The organism is Bradyrhizobium genosp. SA-3 (assembly GCF_004212635.1).
In the GTDB taxonomy this organism is placed as follows: domain Bacteria; phylum Pseudomonadota; class Alphaproteobacteria; order Rhizobiales; family Xanthobacteraceae; genus Bradyrhizobium.
Genome location: NZ_PSRT01000195.1, coordinates 1 through 12,738 on the forward strand (window position 1 = coordinate 1; position 12,738 = coordinate 12,738).

Genomic DNA, 12,738 nt, shown 5'->3' on the forward strand with positions numbered 1-12,738 from the left:
CCACGCGTCCTCGAAACTGGCAGGCGGAACGTCCGCCGCGGCGGGCGCTGCTGGTTCCTCATGAGGCGGCGGTGGGCCCTCGGTGGCCTTCGCCTCCGCGCGCTCACGCTCCTTACGCGAGGTCGAGGCGAATAACAGGTTGCGGCGGCGCGGCGCCTCAGGAGGCGTTGGAGCTTCCGGCGCCTCGACGCGCGGACGCTCGCGCGCGGCGGCTTCGCTCTGCCACGGCGGAGGGCCTGCGGCTGGTGGCGGCGATGGTGGCGCCGGTTCGATCTTCGCAGGCGAGGCAAGCGCCGGCTCGGGCGCAGGCGCGCCAGGCATCGTCAGACCCGGCAGCACGGGCCTGACCCGAACCTCCGACGCAGCTATTCCGGCCGCCAGACGGCGGGCGATGCCCTTCAGCTCGAGCAGCAGGAGATGCAGGCCGACCAGTAACATTCCGGTGCAGACGCCGATGGTTCCGGAGATTATGAGGGTGCTGCCGACACTGAATTCCCTGACGGTGTAGCCAAACAGGATCGCAAGGAGGCCCGCCAGAACGGCGAAAATCCCCACGATCAACAATGCCAAGGTCATCGAACTCACCCCCGGCCGCGCATCCACACGCGACACTCCTCACGCCACGATACCGTCATACGGTGTTCCACGCCAACGGCCAATTGTGGGCGCTGTTCCTAAAGGGAAAGAAATCAGGGACTTATTCACATTCCCTTCAGCTGCGGCTCGCTACTGCTACAGTGCTCCAAGTTTCTGGATTTGCTGCGTCGCATCAGGAATTTAGCCATAATGCCCAATTACTTGGTAATGGAACTGCGCTATAGGGATTCCGGGGAACAGGCCCACGCGCGCCAGCAGGGCCGAGAGGGGATTCCGGGTCACCAATAGCCATGACATCCATCACGACTTCGGCGATCGACACGCCTCTGCGGCGCTCGGTCGAACGGACTTGCGACGATCTCGCCATGCTGGTGCTGGCTGCGGTCGCCGTCATCGCAGGATTGACCTTCCGCGACTACGGGCTCGGCTGGGACGATTACACCCACGCTGAATATGCCGATCTGTTGCTGCGCATGTTCGGTTCCGGCTTCAGGGACACCGCGGCGCTCTCCTTCGCCAACCTCTACATGTATGGCGGCGGCTTCGACATGGTCGCCGCTCTCCTGCACAAGATCATTCCGCTCGAGCTGTTCGAGACGCGACGTCTGGTCGGCGCCATCGTCGGCGTGATCGGGCTTGCGGTGACGTGGCGGCTCGGCCGCCGCGTCGGCGGCCCCCTTGCCGGTCTCGCCGCGCTCTTGCTGCTCGCGCTGTGCCCGATCTTCTACGGCCACATGTTCATGAACCCGAAGGATGCGCCCTTCGCGGTGGCCATGATCATCCTGATGCTGGGCCTCGTCCGCCTCGCGGAGGAATATCCGCAGCCGTCGCCGCGCACGATCCTGATCGTCGGCTTGGGTGCCGGTCTTTCGCTGGGCTGCCGCGTTCTCGGCGGTCTCGCACTGGTCTACGCCGTGGTCGGCTTCATGCCGCTGTTCCTGGAGGAACTGCGCAGCGAGGGCCTGCGCGAGTCGATCCGCCGCTTCGCCCATGTCGTCTACGTCCTGCTGCCCGGCCTCGTGCTCGGCTACCTCGTGATGGGGCTGATCTGGCCGTGGTCGATCATGCAGCCCGGCAATCCCTTCGAGGCGCTGACCTACTTCTCGCACTTCTTCGAGAAGCCCTGGAAGGAGATGTTCGACGGCGCGATCGTGTCCGTGCCCGACATGCCCTGGTCCTACCTGCCGACGCTGTTCGCGCTGCAGCTGCCCGAGGTGATGCTGGTGCTGATGGCCGGCGCCGTGATCGGCACCTTCGCACTGCTGCCGCGCCGCGAGGTTCCCGCGCGCCGCAAGACCATCCTCTTGATGCTGACGCTCGCCGCGACCCTGCCGCTCGCGATCGCAATGGTGAAGCGGCCGGCGTTGTACAACGGCATCCGCCATTTCGTCTTCGTGATCCCGCCGATGGCGGTGCTCGGTGGCGTCGCGTTTGCCTGGGCCATGGAGCGCCTGCGCGCCAATCACCGCACCTGGCAGCCGGTCGTGCTCGCCACCTTCTGCTTCGGCCTCGCGCTGTCGCTCGCCGAGATGATCCGGCTGCATCCCTATCAATACACCCATTTCAACCACATCGCCGGCACCGTGCGCGGCGCCGACGACCGCTTCATGCTGGATTATTGGGGCCTCGCGCTGAAGCAGGCTTCCGATGAATTGCGCGAGCAGCTGGTCGAGCGCCAGGAAGTGCCGCCGGTCAATCGCAAATGGAAGGTCGCGGTGTGCGGTCCGCAGCGTCCGGCCCAGGTCGCGCTCGGACCCGACTTCACCATCGGCTGGGATTCCAATGCGGCCGATTTCGCGATGACGCTGGGCGAGTTCTACTGCAAGGGCCTCACCGCCCCCGTCATGGTCGAGATCAAGCGCGACGACGTGGTGTTCGCCCGCGTCTACGACATCCGCGGCCGCAGCATTTCCAGCCTGCTGTCGATCCCGGCGCCGTAATTGTTTTCTCCGGGTCCGTAGCCCGGAGAGCGAGCGACATCCGGGACCTCTTAGGAGCTGCCCCGCATTACGCTTGCGCTCCATGCGGGCTACGCTGAACTGCCGCGCTTTGGCCGCCTTGCTGCCGGCCGATTGCAAGACTACGCTCCCTCCCCGCAACAACGATGTTCGGAGAGATCAGCCATGTCGCCAGCAGAAGCGCGCCTGAAGGAAGTGCCGTCGAATATGACGGAGGCCGAGTGGCAACAACGGGTCAATCTCGCCGCCTGCTATCGCCTGGTCGCGCTGTACGGCTGGGACGATCTGGTCGACACCCACATCTCCGCGCGCGTGCCCGGCCCCGACCATCACTTCCTGATCAATCCCTACGGACTGATGTTCGACGAGATCACGGCGTCGAGCCTCGTCAAGGTCGATTTGCACGGCAATCAGCTCTCCGAGAGCGAATACAGCATCAACCCGGCCGGCTTCACCATCCATTCGGCGATCCACGAGGTGCGCGAGGACGCGATCTGCGTGCTGCATCTCCACACGCTCGACGGCACCGCGGTGTCGAGCAGCGCCGAAGGCCTGCTGCCGCTGAACCAGACCGCCCAGCTCGTCACCCACGACCTCGCCTATCACGACTATGAAGGCATCGCGCTCGACCACGACGAGCGGCCGCGGCTCCAGAAGGACCTCGGCGACCACAACCACATGCTCCTGCGCAACCACGGCACGCTGACGGTCGGCCGTTCGGTCGCCTCCGCCTTCGAGCGGATGTATCACCTCGAACGCGCCTGCTCGATGCAGGTGCGCACGCGCGCGCTGGGCACGCCGGTCTATCCGGTCGACCACGTCGCGATAGACAAGAACACCGAGCTGCTGTCGAACCGCGACCGCGCCGAGCTACGCGCCACCAACCTCGTGTGGCCGCCGCTGCTGCGCAAGCTCGACCGCGAGCTTCCCGGCTACCGCTCTTGAGATTTTCGGGATTTGGTGTAGGGTAGACGTTACCTACCTCTGCACGTTTTGGAATGAAACGCCGCCCAATTCCGGGCGGCGTTTTTATTTAGGGGCGCCCTCCGCCGTCATTGCGAGGAGCTCGCGACAAAATTGCGTAGCAATTTTGCGCTGATGCGACGAAGCAATCCGGACTGCATCCGCGGAGGGATTCTGGATTGCTTCCGCCTTCGCTAAAGCTTCGGCGGACAAGTCGCTTCGCTCGCAATGACGAGGATAGGTCTCGTAGGGTGGGCAAGGGCGCATAGCGTCGTGCCCACCATCTCGCAGCTCGCCTCGGAAGTGGTGGGCACGCTGCGCTTTGCCCACCCTACGACACCGCCTTTATTTCACCTCCGCCAGCGCGGCGAGGATGCGGGCCCAGGAGCGGATGCCCTTCTGGAAGCTGCGGAGGTCGTACTTCTCGTTCGGCGAATGGATGTTGTCGTCGTCGAGGCCGAAGCCGACCAGCAGCGAGTCGAGGCCAAGCGTGCGCTTGAAGTCTGCGACGATAGGGATCGAGGCGCCCGAGCCCATCAGCACGGTCTCCTTGCCCCATTCCTCGGTCAGCGCCTTGCTGGCGGCGGCAAGCGGCTTCATGTTCCAATCGAGCGCAACCGCAGGAGCGGCGGAATGGTCGCCGAACTCGACCTTGCAGTCGCCGGGAATGCGCGCCGTCACATAGTCGCGGAAGGCCTTGCGGATCTTTGCGGGATCCTGCCCCTCGACCAGACGGAACGAGACCTTGGCAGACGCGTGCGACGGGATCACCGTCTTGGAGCCCTCGCCGATATAGCCGCCCCAGATGCCGTTGACGTCGCAGGTCGGACGCGAGGAGGCCTGCTCGATCAGCAACCGGCCCTTCTCGCCGGCCGGGATCGACAACCCGATCGGCTTCAAAAACATCTCCGGCGTGAGATTGAGCTTCTTCCACTGCTCGAGGATATCGGGCGGCAGGTCCTTCACGCCGTCATAGAAGCCCGGGATCGTGATGCGGTTGTCGTCATCGAACAGGCCGCCGAGAATTTTCGTCAGCACCCGGATCGGGTTCATCGCGCTGCCGCCGAACACGCCGGAATGCAGGTCGCGATTGGCGGCGGTGATCTTCAGCTCCTCATAGAGCAAGCCGCGCAATGACGTCGTGATCGCCGGCGTGTTGCGGTCCCACATGCCGGTGTCGCAGACCAGCACGTAGTCGGCTTTGAACTCGTCTTTGTTGGCCTCGATGAACGGCACGAAATTCTTCGAGCCAACCTCCTCCTCGCCTTCGATCAGGAAGGTGATGTCGATCGGCAGCGAGCCCGTCACCTTTTTCCAGGCGCGGCAGGCCTCGACGAAGGTCATGACCTGGCCCTTGTCGTCCTCGGCACCGCGCGCGACGATGATCTTGCGGCCATCGGCATGGTCGGTGACGACAGGCTCAAACGGCGGACGGTGCCAGAGATCGAGCGGATCGACCGGCTGCACGTCGTAATGGCCGTAGAACAGCACGTGCGGCCGTCCGCCCGCCCCGGTCTTGCCGACGATGGCGGGATAGCCGGCGGTCGGCCTCACTTCAATGGCGACACCGAGGCTCGCGATGTCCTTGGCGAGATGCTCGGCCGCCGCCTTGCAATCGGCGGCGAAGGCCGGATCCGCGGAGATCGACTTGATCCGCAACAACGAGAACAGGCGCTCCAGGCTGTTGTCGAAATCCTTGTCGATGTGGTCGAGCACGGATTGAAGCTGCGCATTGGCCATGGTCGTGATCCTGACTTTCGAGTCTCAAGAAATCGGGGGCTCAAGGTGTCTGCGCTTTTAGCGCCGGCGCGGCCTCGGGGCCAGCCGCAACCGGCGGGTGCCGGATGTGCCATGCGAGGCTACCGGCAAGGATCGCGGTCGCAACGAGATTATTGCCCCAGGCCTGGATGACATTGGGAAACCACGGCAGCGACAGCAGCATGAGGATGCCGGCCGCGCCCAAAGCGAGCCAGGTTCCCAGCCGCACATTCGCCCGCGCGTCGAAGGCAGCCCGATGCATCAGCACCGTCATCGGGAAGAACAACCACATGAAATAGTATTGTCGCGCCAGAGGCGAGGCAATCGTCATCAGGCAGAACAGGATGCCGAGCTCCTCGGCATCGGAGCGCGCCGTGCGCCGCGCTTGCCGAGGCATGATCGCGACGAAGCCGAGCCCGAGCACTGCCGACAGCGCGAGCACGATCCAGTTCGCCGTCCGGTAGTCGACGTCGATGACGTTCATCGTACGCGGCGGCTTGTTGGGATCTTCCAGATTGTAATTGATCGGCCGGACCAGGCGATGCGTGACGGCAATGAGGGACTGGTTGACCCACGACCAGTTCTGCTCGCCGCGCTGGCCAAAGCCTTTTTCCGAGCTGCTCCCGACCATGGCCTGGTACCAGGTCGCAAGTTCGGCCGCGTTGCGCTCGAAGCCGCGGATCGGCGCCGGCACGACGTAAAGAAGAATGCCGATGAAGGCGACGGTCGCGACCACGGCCGCCCACTTCCGCCGCCAGATCAGATAGGGCAGCACCGCAATCGGAAACACCTTGATGGCGGTCGCGAGCGCGAACATGAAGCCGGCAAGCCAGTGGTGCTGATGCCGCAAGCTCCAGAAGCCGTAGAGCAACATCGCGAGCAAGACGAGGTTCGGCTGGCCGAGGTCGAACATGTCGAACACGAAGGTGACGGTGACGAAGGCGGGCAGCGCTTCCAGCCACGGACCGGCCCTGCGGTCCGATCCAGCCAACACCTGGGAGAACGTCCCGGTGCACCACCACGCCACCGCATTCAGGATCGACAGGACGACATAGAGCGGGATCTTGCCGAACCAGCCCGGGATCGCCAGCAGGACCGCCGGCAGCGGTGGATAGATGAACTCGAAATAGTCGCTGATGTCACCGGGATAGAGCGGCCGCCCCTGCAAGACCTGCTGACCGGCCCAGTACCACAGTCCGTAATCCTTGGTCTTGCCGTGGCCGAAGATCTCGGGAATGAGCACGTCGGCAGTCAGGAGGAGGCAGCAGAACAGGAAAAGCAGGTCGAGCGGCGCACGCAACGACAGGCGTCTCGGCGCATCGGGTTTGGCTAACGGGGTGGCGGAGATCACGGTGGGGTCCAGTCGGCGGCGGACTACCACGTAGCAGACGGACGGATGTTTGGAGAGTCCCTCACCGGAATTTGTGCCGGTAGTGATGGCCTCCCCGATGGCCGCTAAACCTTCCGCAGCGTCATGGCCGGACCTGCTGCCTACCGCCGCAGCAATCCGCCGAGTGCGCCGCGAACCAGGGTGCGGCCGATCGAGCCGCCGAGCTGGCCGGCGACCGACTTGCCGATATTGGCGGCCATCCCCCCGATCACCTGGTTGGTCACCGATCGCGTCACGTCGCGCGCAATGACCTGGCCGGTCGACAGCCGGCCACGCTTGACGTTGGTGCCGAAGATGGTGCCGACGATCGAGCCGATCTGGCCGAGGATGCCGCCACCGCTTCCGCCTGCCGAACCGTCGGCCGTTGCCGCCGTGCCGGCGAGGCGCTTCTGAAGGATCTCATAGGCGGACTCGGAATCGACGACGGTGTCGTATTTGCCCATGACTGGGCTTGCCGCCATGATCGCCTTGCGCTCCTCCGGCGTGATCGGTCCGATCCGGGCCGATGGCGGCCGGATCATCACCCGCTCCACCATCGAAGGGGTGCCGTTGCCTTCGAGGAAGGATACCAGCGCCTCGCCCTTGCCGAGCTCCGTGATCACCTTGGCGGTGTCGAGCTTCGGGTTGGGCCGGAAGGTCTGGGCTGCAGCGGCGACCGCCTTCTGATCGCGCGGGGTGAAGGCGCGCAGCGCATGCTGGACCCGGTTGCCCAGTTGCCCGAGCACGCGGTCGGGCACGTCGACCGGGTTCTGCGTCACGAAGTAGACGCCAACGCCCTTGGAGCGGATCAGACGCACCACCTGCTCGATCTTGTCCATCAGCGCCTTGGGCGCGTCGTTGAACAACAGATGCGCCTCGTCGAAGAAGAACACGAGCTTCGGCTTGGGCAGGTCGCCCGCCTCGGGCAGCTCCTCGAACAGCTCCGACAGCATCCACAACAGGAATGTCGCATAAAGTCGCGGGCTCTGCAGCAGCTTGTCGGCGACCAGGATGTTGACCATGCCGCGGCCGTCGCGGTCGGTCTTCATGAAGTCCTTCAGCGTCAGCGCAGGCTCGCCGAAGAATTTGGTGCCGCCCTGGTTCTCCAGCACCAGGAGCTGGCGCTGGATGGTGCCGACGGTCGCCTTGGTGACATTGCCGAAGCCCTGGGCGGCCTTGCGGATGACGGCGAACGGATCCTCCTCCGCGTCCGCTGCCTTCTTCCCGCTATCGGGCACGATGGCGTCGAGCAGCGCGCGAAGGTCCTTCATGTCGATCAAGGCAAGACCGTTGTCGTCGGCGACGCGGAAGGCGACGTTGAGCACGCCTTCCTGCACGTCGTTCAGATCGAGCATGCGCGCGAGCAGAAGCGGCCCCATTTCCGTGACGGTCGCCCGCACCGGGTGGCCCTGCTCGCCGAACACGTCCCAGAACACCGTCGAGAACTGGTCGGGCTGGAAGGTCAGCCCCATCTCGGTGGCGCGCTTGACGATGAAATCTTTGGCTTCGCCGACCTCGGAGATGCCGGAGAGGTCGCCCTTGATGTCTGCGGCGAAGACCGGAACACCGGCGCGCGCAAATCCTTCCGCCATCACTTGCAGCGACACCGTCTTGCCGGTTCCGGTTGCACCGGTGACGAGGCCGTGGCGATTGGCGAGCGCCAGCGTCAGCCAGGCCTGCTCGTCTCCCTTGCCGACGAAAATCTTGGCGTCGGTGTCACCGAGCTTGCTGTCCTGTGCGGTCATAATTCTCACTGATCTCTGCAGGTTTCGCGTATCGAAACTCGAATGCATTAGTTCCGTAGTTTATCGCATGTTGTGCGTCGATTAAAACCATTCAACGCGTCCCAAACATGCGACATTGGCGGAAATATCAGCCGAAAGTCGGAATGGAGCGCTCGCACCGCGGTATTTTTTTGCTGATTCCATCTCCGCTCTTGCACCGCTGCAACACTGTTTATGCGTTCGAGGATGAATCGCGACGGGGCGTGCGTTCATCGCTTGTATTTCACATCGCACGGGCTCAAGATCATTTTCGAAAACTCCGGCATGTGAACCGGCTGAGGGGCAGGCCATATGGACGAGCTGATCGGGCGGCTGGCAACAAACGCCAGCATAGATAGTGCTGTCGCTGAAAAGACTATCGGCATTATCCTAGGCTTCCTCCGCAGCGAGGGTCCTTCCGACAGCGTGCAGGCTCTGATTGATCAAATCCCTGGAGCGGAAGCCGCGATCGAGGCGTCCAAGAGCGGCGGCGGACTGTCGCGGCTGATGGGCGGTGGCCTGATGGCCGTCGGCTCGCGCCTGCTGGGCCTCGGACTCGGCATGTCGGAGATTCAAAACGTCGCCCGTGAACTTTTCCGCTTCGGCCGAGACAAAATCGGAGCGGATCAGATGGGCAAGATCATCGCGGGGACGCCGGGCCTCAGCCAGTTCGCCTGAAGCCACGCATTTCATATTCGAGTATCATGACATATCCGATCTCCGAGATTGACGGCCTGTCGGCCTTTGCCGCCAACAAATTGAAGGCGCAAGGAATCCGCACCACCGACGCGCTGCTCGAGGCTGCCGGCACCGTGAAGGGCCGCAAGGCGCTGTCCGCCAAGACCGGCATCAGCGAGCAGCTGCTGCTGGAATGGGCCAACGTCTCGGACTACATGCGCATCCCCGGCATGGGCCGGGCCAAGGTCGGCCTCGTTCGCGCCGCCGGCGTCACCACGGTGCGCGAGCTCGCTTATCGGAATCCGGCGAGGCTCGCCCAGAGCATGCGGGACGCCAACGAGAAGAAGAAGCTCCTCCGCATCCTGCCTTCCGAGAAGTCGGTCGGCGACATCATCGCCAAAGCGAAGAAGCTGCCGCCGAAGATTACGTATTGAGCCGAGGACGAAGCTGGGGAGATAGGATACTACTGCTCCCAGATCGTCATTGCGAGCGTAGCGAAGCAATCCAGAATCTTTCCGCGGTGACAGCCTAGATTGCTTCGCGGAGCCTGTCATCGGGCCGCGCTTCGCGCGGACCCGTTGGCTCGCAATGACGGAGTGTGGGCAAGAACCTTCTCCCTCTCGTGCCCCTGAGCGCATCGGAACGGCCGGATGCCCCCTTCCCGTCTTGACTCCCCTTCCCCGACCGCTAAAGCCACCCGCATGAGTGCCTCGCCCTCTCCATCCGTCCCGCCGGCCGGCTCGGCCGGGGCCGACGTGCTGCGGATTTTGCTGGAACGGCCGCTTCCGGCGGTGATGGGGGTGCTCAACGTCACCCCGGATTCCTTCTCCGATGGCGGCGAGTTCATCGCGCCCGACCAGGCCTTCGCGCGAGCCCGGGCGATGATCGCTGATGGCGTCGACATCATCGATGTCGGCGCCGAGTCCACCCGGCCCTACAAGGGCGCCCAACCGGTCACGGCGGAATACGAGCTCGCCCGGCTGAAGCCGGTGCTGGCTGGTGTCGTGGCGCTTGGGGTGCCCGTCTCGATCGACAGCATGAAGGCGGAGGTGGTGGCCTTCGCGCTCGACCAGGGCGCGGCGATCGTCAACGATGTCTGGGGTCTGCAACGCGACGCCGCCATGGCACCGCTGGTCGCTGCGAAAGGCGTTCCGGTCATCGTCATGCATAACCGCGACAATGCCGACCCCACCATCGACATCGTCACGGACATGAAGACCTTCTTCCTGCGCTCGCTGGATATCGCGTCCAAGGCCGGCATCTCACGGGAAAAAATCGTGCTCGATCCCGGCATCGGTTTCGGCAAGACCGCCGAGCAGAGCATGATCGCGCTAGCGCGGCTGCGTGAACTCGACATGTTCGGCCTGCCGATCCTGGTCGGCGCCTCGCGCAAGCGCTTCATCGCTTCGGTATCGCCGTCGGAGCCGAAAGAGCGGCTCGCCGGCTCGATCGCGGCGCACCTCATCGCCGCGCAGCGCGGCGCAAAGATCATCCGGACCCATGACGTCGCCGAGACCTTGCAGGCCCTGCGGGTGGCGCACGCAATCGAGAGCAAGCCATGACCGACACGATCTTCGTCACCGGCCTGTCGATCCACGCCCGCCACGGCGTCATGGATCACGAAACCGAAGTCGGCCAGCGCTTCGTCATCGATCTCGAACTCTATACCGACCTGTCGGAGCCTTCGCGCAGCGACCGGCTCGCCGATACCGTGTCCTACGCCGAGGTCGTGGCGACCACGACGGCGGCGTTCAAGAACACCAACTACAAGCTGCTGGAGCGCGCGGCCGGCGCGGTCGCCGATGCCATCCTGTCGCATTTCCCGCGCATCCGCGCCGTGAAGATCACTGTGCACAAGCCGCATGCGCCGATCGCCGCGATCTTCGATGACGTCGGCATCATGCTGACGCGCTCGCGGCATCCATAAGATGGCAAGCGTGCTGATCGCACTCGGCGGCAATGTCGGCGATGTCCGCGCGACATTCGGCAAGGCGATCGCGCACATCTGCGGCATGGCGCAAGCCGCGCTGATCGCGCGGTCCTCGGACTACACGACGCCGCCCTGGGGCGACGAGGACCAGGAGCCCTTCATCAATGCCTGCATCGAGATCGAGACCAGCCTCGATCCGCATGCGTTGCTGTTCGTGCTGCAGAAGGTCGAGCAGAAATTCGGCCGCACGCGGGACAAGGAGCGGCGCTGGGGACCGCGCACGCTTGATCTCGACATGATCGCCTATGACGATGTCAACTTGCAGAAACCCGATCTGTCCCTGCCGCATCCGCGCCTGTTCGAGCGCGCCTTCGTGCTGGTGCCGCTGGCCGAAATCGCGCCCGACCGCGTGATATCAGGCATTCGTGTGCGTGACGGGCTCGCCAGCGTCTCGACGCAAGGCATTGAGCGGCTTCCGGATACCGGTTAACCAAAAACAACCGTTTGCAGGGACGGTCCGCCGTGGCAATTTCGCCTGCGAATAACAAGATTGTCGGGAGCCCTGGGCCGCATGACCTCCGTGACTGACGACCTGCCGCTGGCGGTGGAATTCCCCAAGGCCACGATCGACGACTGGCGCAAGCTGGTCGACGGCGTGCTGAAGGGCGCGCCGTTCGAGAAGCTGGTCGGCAAGACCTATGATGGCCTGAAGATCGAACCGCTCTACCCGCGCGCCAAGGGCGGTGCGCCCGTGGCGGGACGGCCGCTAGCTGCGCCCTGGCAGATCATGCAGCGGGTCGACCATCCCGATGCCGCCGCCGCGAACGCGCAGGCGCTGACCGATCTCGAGAATGGCGCGACGGGGCTCGCGCTGGTGTTCGCCGGCGGCAGCGGCGCCCACGGTTTCGGCCTGGAACCTTCGGCCGATGCGGTCGCAAAAGTCTTGAAGGACATTCATCTCGATGCCGGCATCGGCCTCGAGCTCCAGATCGGTCCGCAATCGCGGATGGCCGCGATCCATGTCGCGGAATATGTGAAGAGCGCTGGCCTCGATCCCGCCGCCTGCAACATCCGCTTCGGGCTCGATCCGCTCGCGGCTGGCGCTGTGTGGGGCCACAGCCCTTATACGTGGGATACGTGGGAGGAAATTGTTCCCGCCGTCGCCGGCGCCATCAAGGGCCTGGCGGCGCTCGGCTTCAAGGGACCGTTCGCGTCGGCCGACGGGCGCGTGATTCACGATGCCGGTGGCTCCGAGGTGCAGGAGCTCGCCTTCGTGCTCGCCTGCGGCGTTGCCTATCTGCGCGCGATCGAAGGCGCCGGCATTGCGCTGGAGCAGGCGCAGGGCATGGTCTATGCGCGGCTTTCCGCCGATGCCGACCAGTTCCTGACCATGGCCAAATTCCGCGCGCTGCGGCTGCTCTGGGCGCGCATCGAGACGGCGTGCGGGCTGACGCCAAAACCGCTGTTCATCGCCGCCGATACGGCCTGGCGTATGCTGACGCAGCGCGATCCTTACGTGAACTTGCTGCGCGCGACCATCGCGACCTTTGCGGCGGGGCTTGCCGGTGCCAATGCAATCACGGTGCTGCCGCATACGCTGGCGCTCGGGTTGCCCGATCCGTTCGCACGGCGCGTGGCGCGCAACACGCAGCTTTTGCTGCTGGAAGAGAGCAACCTCGCCAAGGTGAGCGATCCCGCCGCCGGCGCCGGCGGCACCGAGAC

The 12,738-nt window shown here is 64.5% G+C and carries 11 protein-coding genes and 1 pseudogene; 8 read left to right on the forward strand and 4 right to left on the reverse strand.

Annotation, left to right across the window (positions count from 1 at the left end):
• Nucleotides 1–576, reverse strand: a pseudogene (locus tag CWO91_RS38680) (DUF308 domain-containing protein); the annotation flags it as partial.
• Between the two features lie 311 nt (nucleotides 577–887).
• Between CWO91_RS38680 and CWO91_RS38685 the strand changes: the two are divergent.
• Together CWO91_RS38685 and CWO91_RS38690 are read left to right on the forward strand one after the other, a co-directional pair.
• The gene (locus CWO91_RS38685) at nucleotides 888–2,537 is read left to right on the forward strand and encodes a glycosyltransferase family 39 protein (RefSeq protein WP_130220640.1); all 1,650 of its coding nucleotides are present in this window, start codon (nucleotides 888–890) and stop codon (nucleotides 2,535–2,537) included.
• 183 nt (nucleotides 2,538–2,720) lie between these two features.
• On the forward strand, nucleotides 2,721–3,500 hold the full coding sequence (locus CWO91_RS38690; protein WP_128934961.1) for a class II aldolase/adducin family protein: 780 nt from the start codon (nucleotides 2,721–2,723) through the stop codon (nucleotides 3,498–3,500).
• A 363-nt stretch (nucleotides 3,501–3,863) separates the two neighbouring features.
• On the opposite strand, the gene CWO91_RS38695 is transcribed toward CWO91_RS38690, so the two are convergent.
• From CWO91_RS38695 to CWO91_RS38705, 3 genes are all read right to left on the reverse strand, one after another.
• On the reverse strand, nucleotides 3,864–5,258 hold the full coding sequence (locus CWO91_RS38695; protein ID WP_130220641.1) for a M20/M25/M40 family metallo-hydrolase: 1,395 nt from the start codon (nucleotides 5,256–5,258) through the stop codon (nucleotides 3,864–3,866).
• 40 nt (nucleotides 5,259–5,298) lie between these two features.
• On the reverse strand, nucleotides 5,299–6,627 hold the full coding sequence (locus tag CWO91_RS38700) for a glycosyltransferase family 87 protein (RefSeq protein ID WP_165406009.1): 1,329 nt from the start codon (nucleotides 6,625–6,627) through the stop codon (nucleotides 5,299–5,301).
• Between the two features lie 140 nt (nucleotides 6,628–6,767).
• On the reverse strand, nucleotides 6,768–8,390 hold the full coding sequence (locus CWO91_RS38705) for a helicase HerA-like domain-containing protein (RefSeq protein ID WP_130220642.1): 1,623 nt from the start codon (nucleotides 8,388–8,390) through the stop codon (nucleotides 6,768–6,770).
• Between the two features lie 330 nt (nucleotides 8,391–8,720).
• Here CWO91_RS38705 and CWO91_RS38710 point away from each other — a divergent pair, with 330 nt between their 5' ends.
• The 6 genes from CWO91_RS38710 to CWO91_RS38735 all read left to right on the forward strand — a co-directional run.
• Entirely contained in the window at nucleotides 8,721–9,086 is a 366-nt protein-coding gene (locus tag CWO91_RS38710; protein WP_130220643.1) for a DUF2267 domain-containing protein, read from the forward strand.
• A gap of 26 nt (nucleotides 9,087–9,112) precedes the next feature.
• Nucleotides 9,113–9,520 (forward strand): DUF4332 domain-containing protein, encoded by a 408-nt coding sequence (locus CWO91_RS38715; protein WP_130220644.1) that lies wholly within the window; start codon nucleotides 9,113–9,115, stop codon nucleotides 9,518–9,520.
• A 267-nt stretch (nucleotides 9,521–9,787) separates the two neighbouring features.
• A complete protein-coding gene (folP, locus tag CWO91_RS38720; RefSeq protein WP_130220645.1) occupies nucleotides 9,788–10,648 on the forward strand; it encodes a dihydropteroate synthase in 861 nt (286 codons plus the stop codon).
• Complete coding sequence (gene folB, locus CWO91_RS38725; protein WP_008553485.1) at nucleotides 10,645–11,013, forward strand: dihydroneopterin aldolase; 369 nt, start codon at nucleotides 10,645–10,647, stop codon at nucleotides 11,011–11,013. Before folP ends, folB begins: the two co-directional genes overlap by 4 nt.
• 1 nt (nucleotide 11,014) lies before the next feature.
• On the forward strand, nucleotides 11,015–11,506 hold the full coding sequence (folK, locus tag CWO91_RS38730; RefSeq protein WP_130220646.1) for a 2-amino-4-hydroxy-6-hydroxymethyldihydropteridine diphosphokinase: 492 nt from the start codon (nucleotides 11,015–11,017) through the stop codon (nucleotides 11,504–11,506).
• Nucleotides 11,507–11,587: 81 nt separating this feature from the next.
• Nucleotides 11,588–12,738: methylmalonyl-CoA mutase family protein (locus CWO91_RS38735; protein ID WP_245471512.1), on the forward strand; the 1,151-nt coding region annotated here is incomplete at its 3' end.

Coding starts and splice junctions, on each gene's coding strand:
- CWO91_RS38685 (WP_130220640.1), top strand. CDS start 888: ATGACATCCATCACGACTTCGGCGATCGACACGCCTCTGCGGCGCTCG.
- CWO91_RS38690 (WP_128934961.1), top strand. CDS start 2,721: ATGTCGCCAGCAGAAGCGCGCCTGAAGGAAGTGCCGTCGAATATGACG.
- CWO91_RS38695 (WP_130220641.1), bottom strand. CDS start 5,258: ATGGCCAATGCGCAGCTTCAATCCGTGCTCGACCACATCGACAAGGAT.
- CWO91_RS38705 (WP_130220642.1), bottom strand. CDS start 8,390: ATGACCGCACAGGACAGCAAGCTCGGTGACACCGACGCCAAGATTTTC.
- CWO91_RS38710 (WP_130220643.1), top strand. CDS start 8,721: ATGGACGAGCTGATCGGGCGGCTGGCAACAAACGCCAGCATAGATAGT.
- CWO91_RS38715 (WP_130220644.1), top strand. CDS start 9,113: ATGACATATCCGATCTCCGAGATTGACGGCCTGTCGGCCTTTGCCGCC.
- folP (WP_130220645.1), top strand. CDS start 9,788: ATGAGTGCCTCGCCCTCTCCATCCGTCCCGCCGGCCGGCTCGGCCGGG.
- folB (WP_008553485.1), top strand. CDS start 10,645: ATGACCGACACGATCTTCGTCACCGGCCTGTCGATCCACGCCCGCCAC.
- folK (WP_130220646.1), top strand. CDS start 11,015: ATGGCAAGCGTGCTGATCGCACTCGGCGGCAATGTCGGCGATGTCCGC.